At 69.9% G+C, this 14,539-nt stretch carries 14 protein-coding genes; 12 read left to right on the top strand and 2 right to left on the bottom strand.

The window, feature by feature from the left end:
• Window positions 1-148: 148 nt before the first annotated feature.
• The 8 genes from CG719_RS31715 (at window position 149) to CG719_RS31680 (ending at window position 9,770) form a co-directional block, all read left to right on the top strand.
• Window positions 149-940 carry an enhanced serine sensitivity protein SseB gene (locus CG719_RS31715; protein WP_100572159.1) on the top strand — a complete coding sequence of 264 codons (792 nt, stop codon included), beginning with the start codon at window positions 149-151 and terminating at the stop codon, window positions 938-940.
• Window positions 941-1,137: 197 nt separating this feature from the next.
• Complete coding sequence (locus CG719_RS31710; protein ID WP_100572158.1) at window positions 1,138-1,917, top strand: enhanced serine sensitivity protein SseB C-terminal domain-containing protein; 780 nt, start codon at window positions 1,138-1,140, stop codon at window positions 1,915-1,917.
• A 784-nt stretch (window positions 1,918-2,701) separates the two neighbouring features.
• Window positions 2,702-3,700 carry an ABC transporter permease gene (locus CG719_RS31705; RefSeq protein ID WP_100572157.1) on the top strand — a complete coding sequence of 333 codons (999 nt, stop codon included), beginning with the start codon at window positions 2,702-2,704 and terminating at the stop codon, window positions 3,698-3,700.
• Window positions 3,701-3,756: 56 nt separating this feature from the next.
• A complete protein-coding gene (locus CG719_RS31700; RefSeq protein WP_234375854.1) occupies window positions 3,757-5,511 on the top strand; it encodes an ABC transporter substrate-binding protein in 1,755 nt (584 codons plus the stop codon).
• Window positions 5,512-5,582: 71 nt separating this feature from the next.
• On the top strand, window positions 5,583-6,590 hold the full coding sequence (locus CG719_RS31695) for an ABC transporter permease (protein ID WP_100572155.1): 1,008 nt from the start codon (window positions 5,583-5,585) through the stop codon (window positions 6,588-6,590).
• The gene (locus CG719_RS31690) at window positions 6,587-7,681 is read left to right on the top strand and encodes an ABC transporter ATP-binding protein (RefSeq protein ID WP_100572154.1); all 1,095 of its coding nucleotides are present in this window, start codon (window positions 6,587-6,589) and stop codon (window positions 7,679-7,681) included. The genes CG719_RS31695 and CG719_RS31690 overlap by 4 nt, the downstream gene beginning before the upstream one ends.
• The gene (locus tag CG719_RS31685) at window positions 7,678-8,988 is read left to right on the top strand and encodes an ABC transporter ATP-binding protein (protein WP_100572153.1); all 1,311 of its coding nucleotides are present in this window, start codon (window positions 7,678-7,680) and stop codon (window positions 8,986-8,988) included. Before CG719_RS31690 ends, CG719_RS31685 begins: the two co-directional genes overlap by 4 nt.
• A 125-nt stretch (window positions 8,989-9,113) precedes the next feature.
• On the top strand, window positions 9,114-9,770 hold the full coding sequence (locus tag CG719_RS31680; RefSeq protein WP_100572152.1) for a trimeric intracellular cation channel family protein: 657 nt from the start codon (window positions 9,114-9,116) through the stop codon (window positions 9,768-9,770).
• Here the strand turns inward: CG719_RS31680 and CG719_RS31675 are convergent.
• A complete protein-coding gene (locus CG719_RS31675; RefSeq protein ID WP_100572151.1) occupies window positions 9,679-10,917 on the bottom strand; it encodes an alpha/beta hydrolase in 1,239 nt (412 codons plus the stop codon). The genes CG719_RS31680 and CG719_RS31675 overlap by 92 nt on opposite strands.
• 203 nt (window positions 10,918-11,120) lie before the next feature.
• Between CG719_RS31675 and CG719_RS31670 the strand changes: the two genes are divergently transcribed.
• Window positions 11,121-11,984, top strand: a complete 864-nt coding sequence (locus CG719_RS31670) for a thioesterase family protein (protein ID WP_100572150.1) — start codon at window positions 11,121-11,123, stop codon at window positions 11,982-11,984.
• An 83-nt stretch (window positions 11,985-12,067) separates the two neighbouring features.
• Here CG719_RS31670 and CG719_RS31665 read toward each other — a convergent pair whose 3' ends face one another.
• Complete coding sequence (locus CG719_RS31665; protein WP_100572149.1) at window positions 12,068-12,694, bottom strand: TetR family transcriptional regulator; 627 nt, start codon at window positions 12,692-12,694, stop codon at window positions 12,068-12,070.
• Window positions 12,695-12,807: 113 nt separating this feature from the next.
• Between CG719_RS31665 and CG719_RS35965 the strand changes: the two genes are divergently transcribed.
• The 3 genes from CG719_RS35965 (at window position 12,808) to CG719_RS31655 (ending at window position 14,539) form a co-directional block, all read left to right on the top strand.
• Window positions 12,808-12,966: a hypothetical protein gene (locus CG719_RS35965; protein WP_199836853.1), complete on the top strand. Its 159-nt coding sequence runs from the start codon at window positions 12,808-12,810 to the stop codon at window positions 12,964-12,966.
• A 55-nt stretch (window positions 12,967-13,021) separates the two neighbouring features.
• Window positions 13,022-13,306: a DUF4190 domain-containing protein gene (locus CG719_RS31660; protein ID WP_100572148.1), complete on the top strand. Its 285-nt coding sequence runs from the start codon at window positions 13,022-13,024 to the stop codon at window positions 13,304-13,306.
• A 63-nt stretch (window positions 13,307-13,369) separates the two neighbouring features.
• On the top strand, window positions 13,370-14,539 hold the full coding sequence (locus CG719_RS31655) for a cysteine desulfurase family protein (RefSeq protein ID WP_100572147.1): 1,170 nt from the start codon (window positions 13,370-13,372) through the stop codon (window positions 14,537-14,539).

Here is a 14,539-nt window from a genome sequence, read left to right as displayed (position 1 = left end):
GCAGTTGCGCGGACATCATTGCACGCCTGGCCCGCTTCGCGGCAGGTCGGCATCTGTGACCGTCCTGTGGCAGTAAGTGCGCGGTTACGTCCTGCGAATACCCGATAACCTTTCGGCCACAGCAGTGGTTCACAGCAGGCGGTAGCAGATGGACTTCCCGGCGGACTTCTCCGCAGACCTTCCGGCACAGGCGCACTCCCATCCGCACGGCGGATGGCCCGGCAACGAGCTGGAGGAGGTGCTGTCCGCCTCCCTCGGCGTACCGTCCGCAGGCGGCCGCATCCTCGAGGCGCTCGGCCGCAGCTTCCTCTGGGTGCCCCTGCCCAACGGCGGCGGTCCGCACAGCGGCCCGCTCGACCTGCCCACGCTGGACATCGACGGCCAGGCGTACGTGCCGGTCTTCAGCTCCGAGGAGCAGTTCCGCCAGGTCGTGGGCCCGCACATGGCGTACACCGTCGCGCCCGCCGTGGAGTTCGCGCGCGGACTGCCCCCGCAGGCCGGCATCGCGCTCAACCCGGACGGCGTGGTCGGCCTCCCGCTGCCGCCGGCCGCCGTGGCCGAACTGTGCCGGGCGGGGCGCAGCTCGCTGGACGGCCCGTCGAGCGGCGGCCGCGTCCGCCTCTTCGAGCCCGACTGGCAGGACGACCCCGTGGACTTCCTCGCCGCCGCCGGCGCCGAGTTCGCCGCGACCGGCGTGGTCAGCACCGCCCGCCGCTGCCTGGCCGCCGTCGAGACGGACGACCCGGTCATGTTCGTGGGCGTCGAACTGTCCCAGTGGGACGGCGACCCGCAGGCCGCCCCCCTGGAGGCCCTGGGCCGCGCCCTGGCGGGCAACCCGGCCAAGTGGCCGGTCAACCTGGTCCTGCTGGACGTGGCCCAGGATCCGGTGGCGGACTGGATGAGGGAGAACGTCCGCCCGTTCTACCAGCACGCCCACTGAGTCCGGCCCGGGACGCCGGCAGGCGCACACGATCCGCGATCGGCGGCGCACGGCGAGTCCCCGGCCGCCGGGCGGCGGCTTAAGCTAGGCCTGCCGTCACCTTCCCGCCTGCCCGCCGGGCGGACGACGGGAAGATGACGACAGGACCCGGACCCACGGCTCGGTCGAAACGTCGGTTGTATGGAGGGGCGGTACAAGTGAGCGCCAGCGGCATCACGGCCGGGCAGGTCGAGCAGACGCTGCGCCAGGTGACGCCCGGGCGTTACGACGCCTACGAGGCGCTGCTGCGCGCCCTGGCGACCCCGTCCTCCGGTCAGGTCTGGATGCTGCTGTGGCACGGTCAGGCCGGTTCCCCCGACGCCCAGTACGGCCACATGGATGTCGACGGGCACGGCTACGCCCCCTGCGTGACCTCCGCTCAGGAGCTGTCGGCCAGCGGCTGGAACCGCTCGTACGAGGTCGTCGACGGCCTCGACGTGGCCCGCACCCTCTACCCCGACCACTACGGCCTCTGGCTGAACCCGCACGCCCCGGGCGGCGGCGTCGGAGTCCCCTGGCTGGACCTGCGCCGCATCGCCACCGGCCTGGACCGCCAGCCCGCGGGACCGCTCAGCCTGTCCGAACCGGCCGTCGAGGCAGCGCAGTTCTACGGCCTGCTCACCCAGAACGCCCAACGCACCCCGGCCCTGCGCTCACTGCGCCGCGCCTGGGTGCAGCCCGCGCACGGAGCGCCGTACCTCGCCATCGGGCTCGACGTGTACGACACCTCGCCGCCGGCCGTCGACTCGGTGCGGGTCATGATGCAGCAGTCCATCGGCGCCGTCCCCGACGGGCTGCCGGTGTCGACGGTCGCGATGTCCGACGAGTACGACCCGGTCGCGATGTGGCTGCGCGCCAACTCCCGCCCGTTCTACGACCGTGAGGGCCACGCGTCCCCGGCGGCCGGGTATCCCCGTCCGGATCAGTGGGCCTACTGAGCGTGTTCACCGGCCGGCGGTCCGGGCGGAAGAGCGAACCGGATCCCGGCCGTCGACGCCGCCCGTGACATCGCGCGTTCCGCGGCGAGTGGATGTATCACGCCATGCTGAGCAGCACGGGCGGCCAGAGCGCCGGCTGTCCGGCGGGACACCGGCCCCGGGTCCCGGCTTCACGGCCGTCATGCCTCATCGGGACCCGGTCGTGAAGCGGCGGGAAGTCCGGCCGCCGGGGCGGTGGCTCCCCTGTCGGGACGCCTGGTGACGGAGCCGCGTCGCGCCCTCGCCGGCCCGTGCGCACCGTACCGGAACGCCGGTTCACCGGCACCGCGTCTCCTGCCGGAACGGGCCGCGCCCCCTGCGCGCAAAAGGCCTTGCGGAAGGCTCTGAGCAGGGCGTTTGCGGCTCGGCGGTACCGGATGAGAAAGCGCTGTTCGTCTGTTTTGCGACCGCCGGGCAAGGGCCAAGTGGAGCCGTGATCCGGCCAGTTGGGTGGAGCAGGGGACGTTCGAGAGGCGCTACCCTGTGTCCGGATAACGGAAACCCCCAACCCGCATCACGTTTGCGCATCCATTCATGGTCAGCCCTGGCGAGTGATCGCCGGCCCGTTGAAGACTCGCCTCGCGGATGCAGAGCCTTCGATCCTGTGATCGAACCAATCGGGGGATCCGCCGGACAGTTGTGCCGCATCCATCTGCCGCCATCGCGCAGCAGGCAATCGAACCAAAGCCGTCCACAGCGGCGGAGAAAAGGCCGGTCAACCACCGGCGAGAGGGGTCAGGTCACTGTGACCGCACCGATCGAGACCACCGGGGCGGCAGCCGAGACGCAGCCGGAGGCTGCGCTCACCGGTGCCGACAAGCGGCGGATCGAGGGCCGTTCCCTCGGACAGATCGCCTGGACCCGGTTCAAGAAGGACAAGGTCGCGGTCACCGGTGGTGCCATCGTGGTCCTGCTGATCCTGCTCGCGATCCTCTCGCGTCCCATCCAGGCCGTGTTCGGGCTCGACCCCAACGCGTTCAACCAGGATCTGATCGACCCCAACACCTCGCTGCCCAACGGCGCCTGGGGCGGCATGAGCGCGGACCACCCGCTGGGCGTGGACCCGAAGTTCGGCCGTGACATCGCCACCCGCATCCTCGAGGGATCCTGGGTGTCGCTGGTGGTCGCGTTCGGCGCGACGATCCTGTCCAACGTCATCGGGGCGATCATGGGCGTCGTGGCCGGCTACTACGGCGGCCGCGTCGACACGATCATCAGCCGTCTGATGGACACCTTCCTCGCCTTCCCGCTGCTGCTGTTCGCGATCGCCATCTCCGCCACCCTGCAGGGCGGCGCGTTCGGCCTCACCGGACTGCCGCTGCACCTCAGCGTGCTGATCTTCATCATCGGCTTCTTCAACTGGCCCTACCTGGGCCGGATCGTCCGCGGCCAGACGCTCGCCCTGCGCGAGCGCGAGTTCGTGGACGCCTCCCGGGGCATGGGCGCCCGGGGCCCGTACATCCTGTTCCGGGAACTGATGCCCAACCTGGTCGGCCCGATCATCGTCTACTCGACGCTGCTGATCCCGACCAACATCCTCTTCGAGGCCTCCCTTAGCTTCCTCGGCGTCGGTATCCAGCCCCCGCAGGCTTCCTGGGGCGGCATGCTCCGCGAAGCGGTCACGTTCTACGAGGTCGATCCTCAGTACATGATCGTGCCCGGGCTCGCCATCTTCGTGACCGTCCTGGCGTTCAACCTGCTCGGCGACGGTCTCCGCGACGCTCTCGACCCGCGCAGCCGCTGACGCCAGCTGCCGAGAGCACAACAAGTTTCCGTACAATGGAGGGGAACCCGCCCATCATGCGAAGGTCAGCGCTGGCCGCAGTTGCGGCCATCGGCTCCGTCAGCCTGCTTGTCGCAGGTTGCAGCAAGGCCGATGACAACAAGAACGACAAGGGCAGCGGCACCAAGTCGGCTGGAGCCGACGCCGCGACCAAGGGGGTCGTCAACGCCTCCAGCAAGAAGGGCGGCACCCTCACCTACGAGATGTCCGACGTCCCGGACTCGTTCGACCCGGGCAACACGTACTACGCGTACATGTACAATCTCAGCCGGCTGTGGGCCCGCCCGCTGATGACCTTCAAGCCCGGCGCCGGCACCGAGGGCAACACCCTGGTCCCGGACCTGGCCGAGGGCAAGGGCACCCCGAGCGACGGCGGCAAGACCTGGACGTACAAGATCCGTCCGGGTCTGACGTACGAGGACGGCACGCCGATCACGACGAAGGACGTCAAGTACGCCGTCGAGCGTTCCAACTTCGCGCGTGACGTGCTCTCGCTCGGCCCCAACTACTTCCAGCAGCTCCTCGCGGGCGGCGACAAGTACAAGGGCCCCTACAAGGACAAGAGCGCCAAGGGCCTGTCCTCCATCGAGACGCCGGACGACACCACCATCGTCTTCCACCTGAAGCAGGCCTTCCAGGAGTTCGACTACCTGGTCGCCGCCCCGGAGACCGCTCCGGTGCCTCAGGCCAAGGACAAGGGCGTCGACTACGTCAAGAACATCGTGTCCTCGGGCTCGTACAAGTTCGAGAGCTACTCCGAGGGCAAGCAGGTCACCCTCGTGCGCAACGACAAGTGGGACGCGAAGACGGACCCGCTGCGCACGCAGCTGCCGGACAAGATCGTCGTCAACATGAAGGTCAACCCCGAGACGATCGACAAGGACGTCCTCGCGGGCGACGCGATCGACCTCGTCGGCACGGGTGCCCAGGCCTCGACCCAGGCGCAGGTTCTCAGCGACCCGAAGAAGCGGGCCAACACGGACAACACCTTCGGTGGCCGCCTGGTCTACATGGCGATCAACACCAAGGTCGCGCCGTTCGACAACGTCGAGTGCCGCAAGGCCGTGCAGTACGCGATCGACAAGGCCTCGGTGCAGACCGCCGAGGGCGGCCCGATCCGCGGTGAGATCGCCTCCACCGTCCTGCCTCCGGACATCACCGGCTACGAGAAGTCGGACGTCTACGCGACCGCGGACAACAAGGGCGACGAGGCCAAGGCCAAGGAGCACCTGAAGGCCTGCGGCAAGAAGTCGATCACGACGAACATCTCGGCGCGCTCCGACCGCCAGCAGGAGATCGACGCCGCCACGGCGATCATCAACTCGCTGCAGAAGGTCGGCATCAAGGCCACCCTCAAGCAGTACCCGTCGGGCAAGTACTTCACCGACTACGCGGGTGTCCCGAAGGTCACGCAGAAGCAGAACATCGGTCTGATGATGATGCAGTGGGGTGCCGACTGGCCTTCCGGCTACGGCTTCCTGCAGCAGATCCTGAACGGCGAGGCCATCAGCCAGTCCGGTAACACCAACCTGTCGCAGTACGACAGCAAGGAAGTCAACAGCCTGCTGTCCAAGGCGATCGCGACGCAGGACGACACCGAGCGCAACAGCCTGTACGCGCAGATCGACAAGAAGACCATGGACGACGCCGTGATCGTCCCGCTGACCTACTTCAAGGTCCTGCTGGCCCGCCCGCAGAACGCCACGAACCTGGTTTCCTCGGCGGCCTGGAGCGGTCAGTACGACTACCTCAACATCGGCACCACGAAGTAGCAGCCCCGGAAGGCAGGTGAAGGCATTGGTGCCCGCGGGCTTCACAGCCCGCGGGCACCGGCGCCGGCCCCGTGATCTCGTACATCCTCCGCCGGACGTTCGCAGCAGTGATCCTGCTGCTGGTCGTCTCCGCGGTCACCTTCGCCATCTTCTTCCTGCTGCCGCGGCTCGCCGGTCAGTCCGCTGACCAGCTGGCGCAGCAGTACATCGGCAAGAGCCCCTCCAAGGCCGACATCATCGCGGTCAAGCACAACCTCGGTCTGGACCAGCCCCTTTACGTCCAGTACTGGCACTTCATCAAGGGGATCGTGGCCGGCGCCACCTATGACCTGGGCCCCACCTCGGTGCACTGCGACGCGCCGTGCTTCGGCTACTCCTTCAAGACCCATGAGGCGGTCTGGCCCGAGCTGACCACCCGTATGCCGGTGACGTTCTCACTGGCCTCGGGTGCGGCCGCCCTGTGGCTGCTCTCCGGCGTGACGGTCGGCGTCATCTCCGCCCTCAAGCCTCGTTCGTTCTTCGACCGCACCTTCATGGGTGTCGCGCTCGCCGGTGTCTCCCTGCCCATGTTCTTCACGGGCAACCTGGCGATCCTGCTCTTCACCTACCAGTGGCCGATCTTCGGACGCACCTACGTCCCGTTCACCGAGAACCCCGCCCAGTGGGCCAACACGCTCTTCCCCGCGTGGTGTTCCCTGGCGCTGCTCTACTCCGCCATCTACGCGCGGCTCACCCGCTCGGGCATGCTGGAGACGATGAACGAGGACTTCATCCGCACCGCCCGGGCCAAGGGCCTGGGCGAGGGAACGGTCGTGGTCCGGCACGGGCTGCGGGCCGCGCTCACCCCGATCATCACCGTCTTCGGCATGGACATCGGCCTGCTGCTCGGCGGTGCGCTGATCACGGAGACCGTGTTCTCGCTGCACGGAGTCGGCCAGTACGCGGTGCAGGGCATCACCGACAACGACCTGCCCAAGATCCTCGGCGTGACCATGCTCGCCGCGTTCTTCGTCGTGATCGCAAATCTTCTGGTGGACCTGCTGTACGCCGCCGCCGACCCGCGGGTGAGGCTCTCATGACCGAACTCTCCAAGACCGGTGCCGCCGTGGGCGAGCCGGCCGCCACCGCCAAGGCCCCGACGGCCTTCCTCGAGGTCCGCGACCTGAAGGTGCACTTCCCGACCGACGACGGCCTGGTCAAGTCCGTCGACGGGCTGAACTTCAAGCTGGAGAAGGGCAAGACCCTCTCCGTCGTCGGCGAGTCGGGCTCCGGCAAGTCGGTCACCTCGCTCGCGATCATGGGACTGCACCGGCTCGGTGCCCGCGGCAAGAATGTCCAGATGTCCGGAGAGATCTGGCTGGACGGCAAGGAACTGGTCAACGCCGACCCGGACGAGGTGCGCAAGCTGCGCGGCCGGGAGATGGCGATGATCTTCCAGGACCCGCTGTCCGCGATGCACCCGTACTACAAGGTCGGCGACCAGATCGTCGAGGCCTACCGGGTGCACCACAAGGTGAGCAGGAAGGTCGCCCGCACCCGGGCGATCGAGATGCTCGACCGGGTCGGCATCCCCGAGCCGCACAAGCGTGTCGACGGCTACCCGCACGAGTTCTCCGGCGGTATGCGCCAGCGCGCCATGATCGCCATGGCGCTGGTCAACAACCCCGAACTGCTCATCGCGGACGAGCCGACCACCGCGCTCGACGTCACCGTCCAGGCGCAGATCCTCGACCTGATCCGCGACCTGCAGAAGGAGTTCGGCTCCGCGGTCATCATCATCACGCACGACCTCGGCGTGGTCGCCGAGATCGCCGACGACGTGCTGGTGATGTACGGCGGCCGGTGCGTGGAGCGCGGTCCGGTCGACGAGATCTTCGAGCGGCCGCAGCACCCCTACACCTGGGGGCTGCTCGGCTCGATGCCGCGCATCGACCGCGAGACCTCCGAGCGGCTCATCCCGGTCAAGGGCCAGCCGCCGAGCCTCATCAACGTCCCGTCCGGTTGTGCCTTCCACCCGCGGTGCCCGTACGCGGACATCCCCAAGGGGAACGTCACCCGCACGGTGCGTCCGGAGCTGGAGCTGGTGGACGCCGGACACTGGTCCGCCTGCCACCTCTCGGCTGAGGACCGTACGCGGATCTGGACCGAAGAGATTGCGCCGAAGCTGTGAGTGAGACGAAGAAGACGGACGCCGCCGGCCAGGCCGAGGTCCCGCGGCAGGCGCAGGCATCCGACGGCGGCTCCGCGGACCGCGAGGTGCTGCTCCGGGTCGAGGGTCTGACCAAGCACTTCCCCATCAAGAAGGGGATCCTGCAGCGGCAGGTCGGCGCGGTCAAGGCCGTCGACGGCATCGACTTCGAGGTGCGCAAGGGCGAGACCCTGGGCGTCGTCGGCGAGTCGGGCTGCGGCAAGTCGACCATGGGCCGGGTCATCACCCGCCTCCAGGACCCGACCAGCGGCACGATCACCTTCGAGGGCCAGGACATCACGCGGCTGAACGCCGGGAAGATGCGCCCGCTGCGCCGCGACATCCAGATGATCTTCCAGGACCCGTACGGCTCCCTGAACCCCCGCCACACCATCGGCTCGATCGTCTCGGCGCCCTTCCGGCTCCAGGGCGTGGAGCCCGAGGGCGGGGTGAAGAAGGAGGTCCAGCGGCTGCTGGAGCTGGTCGGCCTCAGCCCCGAGCACTTCAACCGCTACCCGCACGAGTTCTCCGGCGGCCAGCGTCAGCGCATCGGCATCGCCCGGGCGCTCGCGCTCAAGCCGAAGCTGGTGGTGGCGGACGAGCCGGTCTCCGCCCTGGACGTCTCCATCCAGGCCCAGGTGGTCAACCTCATGGACGACCTCCAGGAGGAGCTGGGCCTGACCTACGTGATCATCGCGCACGACCTCTCGGTCGTCCGGCACGTCTCGGACCGGATCGCGGTGATGTACCTCGGCAAGATCGTCGAACTCGCCGACCGCACCTCGCTGTACCAGTCGCCGATGCACCCGTACACCAAGGCGCTGATGTCGGCGGTGCCGATCCCGGACCCGAAGCGTCAGGGCGGCAAGAGCGAGCGGATCCTGCTGCGCGGCGACGTGCCCTCGCCGATCGCCCCGCCCAGCGGCTGCCGCTTCCACACCCGGTGCTGGAAGGCGACGGAGATCTGCCGTACGACCGAGCCGCCGCTCAAGGAGCTGAGGCCCGGTCAGCGGGTGGCCTGTCACCACCCGGAGAACTTCGAGGACCAGGCTCCGCAGGACACCGTGCTGCTCACGGCCGCCAAGGCGGCCGCGGAACTGGTGGCCGACGAGGTCCTGGCGGAGTCGGCGGCGACGTCGGCCGCGGTGGCCGCGGAGATCGGCGAGGCGGCGGAGGACTCCGAGTCCGCCGGCTCCCCGGAGTCCGGCACCGAGGGCTCCGGCGAGTCCGCCGGCTCCCCGGAGTCCGGCACCGAGGGCTCCGACGGCCAGGAGCCGGCCGGGAAGTAGGCGAAGCGGCGCGGTGAAGCCGCGTACGTGACCGAGCGGGAGAGTGCTCGGCCGGTGGACCCGGCCGTCGCGCTCTCCCGCTTCGCCGTGTCCGGGGACGAACCGGTCACGGGTGACAATGTGGCGTGCCTCAGCAACTGTTCAGTCCCTCCGTACAGCACACGCTCGATGTGGTCGGCATCTTCGTCTTCGCCATCTCCGGAGCGCTGCTGGCGGTCCGCAAGAACTTCGACGTCTTCGGCATCGCCGTCCTCGCCGAGGTCACCGCGCTGGGCGGCGGGCTGTTCCGTGACATCGTCATCGGGGCCGTGCCCCCGGCCGCCTTCACCGACCTCGGGTACTTCCTCACCCCGCTGCTCGCCACGCTCGTGGTCTTCTTCCTGCACCCGCACATGGAGCGCATCCAGACCGCGGTGTACGTGTTCGACGCGGCCGGCCTCGGCCTGTTCTGCGTGACCGGCACGACGAAGGCGTACGCCTACGGGCTGAACCTCACCGCGTCGGCGACGCTCGGCATGGCCACCGCCGTGGGCGGCGGTGTGCTGCGGGACGTGCTCGCCAACGAGGTGCCGTCACTGCTGCGCTGGGACCGCGACCTGTACGCCGTCCCGGCGATCGTCGGCGCCACCACGGTGGTGCTGTGCATCCACTACGACGCGCTGAACCCGTACACCAGCGGTCTGGCGGTGGTCACCGCCTTCGTTCTGCGGCTGCTCGCGATGCGGTACCACTGGCGAGCTCCGCGGGCCTGGAACCGACGGTCGACGGTACGGGAGGAGTGAGGGCCGTCCGGAGGCGGTGGGGCGGCCGCTGCCCCAGCTCCTCGGACAGCCAGCGGAACGCCGCCGGGACCTGCGGCCGCCACAGCGCCATGCTGTGGCCGCCCGCGCTGCGCGGCACGAAGACCACGTGCACGGTCGTCGGCGGCTTCGCGATCCGTTCCAGCGCGACGCCGGCCTGGTACCCGTCGCCGCTCTGGCCCGAGAGGTAGAGCGCCACGCGCGGCGGGACGCGGTAGTTCTTCAGCAGGATGTAGGGGTTGTTCGCGCGTCGCAGCCCGAGGTTCTGGTTGGCGAGCGAATTGCGTTCGCCGATCGGGTCGTTGTAGCCGGACAGGCTCACCGCGGCGCGGTACCGGTCGGGGTGGGCGACGGCGAGCTTGGTCGCGCAGTGCGCCCCGGCCGAGTAGCCGGCGGTGGCCCAGCCGTTCGGGGCCGGCGCGGCACGGAAGTTGTCCGTGATCATCTTCGGTACGTCGATGCTCAGCCAGGTGTCCGCGTTCACGGTGCCCGGGATGTTGGCGCAGCCCGTGTCGATCTTGGCGATCAGGTTGGTGCGCGGCGCCACCAGTATGAACGGCGCGACCTGTCCGCTGCGCATCAGCGGCTCCAGTTGCTGGTGCACCTTCAGGGAGCCGAACCAGGCCTTCGCCGAGCCCGGGTAGCCCGACAGGAGCTCGATCACCGGGAACTTCTTGTTCTTGTAGGCGGGCTCGTCGTACTGCGGTGGCAGCCATACGTAGACCTCGGCGTTCACCCCGGAGACCCGGCCCCTGAGCTGGGTGACCCTGACCCCTCCGGAGGCGCGCATCCCGGGGCCGTCGGCCGGGGTGAACTTCTGCGCGACCCTGGGCAGCTCCCGGTAGGCGATGCCGCCGGTGCCGTCGGTGCCCAGGTTGGCGGCCTGCTGCACATGGTTGCCCGTGCCCAGCAGGTCGGCCCAGTTGTCGTACAGGTTGTTGGCGTTGTTCACCAGTACGAAGACCAGGGTGATGGCTGTGGCCTGGGCGAACAGCAGCATCAGCGCCCGCAGGGCGGTGCGCAGCACCTTGGGGCCCTTCAGCCGCGTCCACAGGACGAAGGGCAGGGCCAGCGCGGCCACGGCCAGCACGACGGTGGTGTACAGGAACGGAGTCCCGGTGAGGCTCATGTCCCGATAGAGGGTGGACAGGGCCTCGGGGTTACGGGCAAGTGCGGACACTTACCGAGATATTGCCTGGGTCTCACCCTGCGGGAGGGCTTGTCGTACGAGCACACCGGGCGGCACCGGGCCACTTCGGGTCGCACCGGGCCGCACCGGGCAGTAAGGGTTAAAAGCTACCGCTTAGTAGTGTCCTGATGTATCGTTCACTCATGTCAGAAGCAGCCACCGCCGCGCGGGCCGCGATCGGCGACAGCGAGTTCGACCGGGACACCGCGGTCACCCGGAGCGAGCCCGGCGTCTACGGCATCGACCTCTCCGCCGGCTGGACGATCGCCAACGCCGTCAACGGCGGATATCTGCTGGCCGTCCTCGGCCGCGCGCTCGCGGACGCCCTGCCGCATCCGGACCCGTTCACGATCTCGGCCCACTACCTGACCGCGTCCCGGCCGGGTCCCGCCGTCGTCCGCACGGACGTGGTGCGCGCCGGCCGCACCCTGTCGACCGGCCAGGCCTCCCTCTTCCAGCGCGACGACGACGGCCGCCAGGTGGAGCGCATCCGCGTCCTCGCCTCCTACGGCGACCTCGGCGCCCTGCCCGACGACGTGCGCACCGCGGCCAAGCCGCCCGCGCTCCCGCCCCTGGAGCAGTGCTTCGGCCCCCAGGACGCCCCCGGCGACCCCGCGCCCGTACCCGGCAGCTCGTCCATCACCGACCGCCTGATGCTCAAGCTGGACCCCGCCACCCTCGGCTGGGCGCTCGGCGCGCCCTCAGGCAAGGGGGAGATGCGGGCCTGGTTCGGGCTCGCCGACGGTCGGGACCACGACCCGCTCTCCCTGCTGCTCGCGGTGGACGCGCTGCCCCCGACCGCGTTCGAGCTGGGCATCAAGGGCTGGGTGCCGACCGTCGAGCTGACCGTGCACGTCCGCTGCCGCCCCGCGCCGGGCCCGCTGCGCGTGTCCATCACCACCCGCAACCTGGCCGGCGGCTTCCTGGAGGAGGACGCCGAGGTCTGGGACGCCGCCGACCGGCTGGTGGCGCAGTCCCGGCAACTGGCACGGGTCAGGCTCGGCTGAGGGCCGTACGAGCCGGGCTCGGCTGATGCCCGCACGGGCCGGGCTCGACTGGAGAGGAGCCTCCCCGGCGCCCTGCCGGACCGTCAGTCCAGCCAGTGCCGGCGGCCGACGCTGATCAGACGCAGCTGCCGGGTCGCGACCTTGGTGACGCGCTCGCGCTCCTCGTCGGGGGCGTCGAGCGCCTCGAGGAACAGCGAGCCGGTGATCAGCATCTGATCGACGTACAGATGGGCGAGCATGAGCAGGTCGTCCTCGCTCCATCCCGCCGACTGGGGGTCCTTGGCCAGTTCGTCCCTCACCTCGCGGGCGAACCGGGCCAGTTGACCGCGGACGACCTCCCGCACCTGCTGCACCCCGCCGTGCCGCTCCCGGGCGATGAAACGGACATGGGCGGGGTACGCCTCGACATGGCGCGCGATCAGGCCGACCGCCCGCGCGATGCGCTGCTCGCTGTCGTCCAGCGGGGACACCGTCGACCGGATCATCGGGTGCAGGCTGTTCAGCGCCTGCTCGACCAGGGCCACGCCGAGATCCGCGGTGGAGTGGAAGTGGCGGTAGAAGGCGGTCGGGGCGACGCCGGCGGCGCGTGTGACCTCACGCAGGCCGAGGCTGCTCAGGCTCTGCTCCTCCAGCAGCCCCAACGCCGCGTCCATCAGGGCCTGTCGGGTCTTCTGCTTCTGGGCCTGCCGGACGCCGGGAGTGTGACTCATGCCATTCAGTCAACAAGTGTTCTCCGGATTGTCAAAGCCGGTGGCGCGTTAGACTGCTTAGTCAGTGAACAAGTGTAACTACAAGCGTTCACCGACAAGGGGGATCCGATCTCATGCTGTTCCTCGTCGCAGCACTGCTGCTGCTCGGCGTCGTCCTCGGCACGGTGGCCCACGCGCCGCTCGACCTCACGGTCGCCGCGGCCGTGGTCATCGCCGTCTGGCTCGGCGTCTTCGCCCTCCGCGAGCGCCGCGGCCGCGGCACGTCCCGCTGACGCCTCACCGACCCGACCCGGCCCGTCCGTCACGACCGTCAGGAGCAGAACCGCCATGCAACTCACCGCACCGGCCGCGCGCCGCACCGGTACGCACGACACGGACCACATGGACGACACGGACGGGATGGCCGTCGCGTCCTTCGTCCTCGGCCTGCTCGGCCTGCTCGTCCTCAACCTGTTCCTCGGCCCCGTCGCCATCGTCCTGGCCGGCGTGGCTCTCTGGCGCGGCACCGGCCGCCGCGGCCGTGCCCTCCTCGGCCTGACCCTGGGCATCGCCGACCTCGTGGTCCTGCTGGCCTTCGTACAGGCGGACCACACGCTGTCCTGGAGCTTGTGACACCTGGCCCGGCCCATCCTGATCTCCGGGCCGGCCGCGGCCGCCCGTAGAATCGGCCTCACCATGGCTTACCTCGACCACGCCGCGACCACCCCGATGCTCCCGGAGGCGGCAGAGGCGCTGACCGCGGCACTGGGTGTCACCGGCAACGCCTCCTCTCTCCACGCGTCCGGGCGCGCGGCCCGCCGCAGGGTCGAGGAGGCCCGCGAAACCCTCGCCGAGGCCCTCGGCGCCCGTCCCAGCGAGGTCGTCTTCACCTCCGGCGGCACCGAGGCGGACAACCTCGCCGTCAAGGGCCTGTACTGGGCCCGGCGCGCCGCCGACCCGGCCCGCACGCGCGTCCTCTCCAGTCCCGTCGAGCACCACGCCGTCCTCGACGCCGTGCACTGGCTCGGCGAGCACGAGGGCGCCACCGTCGAGTACCTGCCGGTCGACTCCTACGGCCGCGTCCACCCCGAGGCGCTGCGCGAGGCCATCGCCCGCAACCCCGACGACGTGGCCCTGGCCACCGTCATGTGGGCCAACAACGAGATCGGCACGCTGCTGCCGGTGCGCGAACTGGCCGCCGTGGCCGCCGAGTACGGCGTCCCGCTGCATGCCGACGCGGTGCAGGCGTTCGGGCAGGTCCCGGTCGACTTCGCCGCCTCGGGACTGGCCGCGATGACGGTATCCGGCCACAAAATCGGCGGCCCGTACGGCGTCGGCGCGCTGATCCTGGGCCGCGAGTACGCCCCCGTGCCCGTCCTGCACGGCGGCGGCCAGGAACGGCACGTCCGCTCCGGCACCCTCGACGCGCCCGCGATCGCCTCCTTCGCCGTGGCCGGCCGGCTCGCCGCCGAGCGGCGCGAGTGGTTCGCCGCCGAGATCGGCGCGCTGCGCGACGAGTTGATCGCCGCCGTGCGCTCGGCGGTCCCGGACGCGATCCTCGGCGGCGACCCGGCACCGGAGGGGCGCCTTCCGGCCAACGCCCACTTCACCTTCCCCGGCTGCGAGGGCGACTCCCTGCTGCTCCTGCTGGACGCCCAGGGCATCGAGTGCTCCACCGGCTCCGCCTGCACCGCAGGTGTCGCCCAGCCCAGCCACGTCCTGCTCGCCACCGGCACCGACCCGGACCTGGCCCGCGGCACTCTCCGCTTCACGCTCGGCCACACGTCCGCCCGGTCCGACGTCGACGAGGTCGCGAAGGCCATCGGCCCGGCGGTGGAACGGGCCCGCGCGGCGGGGCTGACGTAA

The sequence above is a fragment of the Streptomyces sp. CB01373 genome, from assembly GCF_002803075.1.
Taxonomy (GTDB): Bacteria; Actinomycetota; Actinomycetes; order Streptomycetales; family Streptomycetaceae; genus Streptomyces.
Note: the sequence above shows the minus strand (reverse complement) of the source record. Positions and strands in the feature narration are given on the sequence as shown.

Coding starts and splice junctions, on each gene's coding strand:
- CG719_RS35965 (WP_199836853.1), top strand. CDS start 12,808: ATGCTGTTCCTCGTCGCAGCACTGCTGCTGCTCGGCGTCGTCCTCGGC.
- CG719_RS31660 (WP_100572148.1), top strand. CDS start 13,022: ATGCAACTCACCGCACCGGCCGCGCGCCGCACCGGTACGCACGACACG.
- CG719_RS31670 (WP_100572150.1), top strand. CDS start 11,121: ATGTCAGAAGCAGCCACCGCCGCGCGGGCCGCGATCGGCGACAGCGAG.
- CG719_RS31700 (WP_234375854.1), top strand. CDS start 3,757: ATGCGAAGGTCAGCGCTGGCCGCAGTTGCGGCCATCGGCTCCGTCAGC.
- CG719_RS31655 (WP_100572147.1), top strand. CDS start 13,370: ATGGCTTACCTCGACCACGCCGCGACCACCCCGATGCTCCCGGAGGCG.
- CG719_RS31675 (WP_100572151.1), bottom strand. CDS start 10,917: ATGAGCCTCACCGGGACTCCGTTCCTGTACACCACCGTCGTGCTGGCC.
- CG719_RS31715 (WP_100572159.1), top strand. CDS start 149: ATGGACTTCCCGGCGGACTTCTCCGCAGACCTTCCGGCACAGGCGCAC.
- CG719_RS31690 (WP_100572154.1), top strand. CDS start 6,587: ATGACCGAACTCTCCAAGACCGGTGCCGCCGTGGGCGAGCCGGCCGCC.
- CG719_RS31665 (WP_100572149.1), bottom strand. CDS start 12,694: ATGAGTCACACTCCCGGCGTCCGGCAGGCCCAGAAGCAGAAGACCCGA.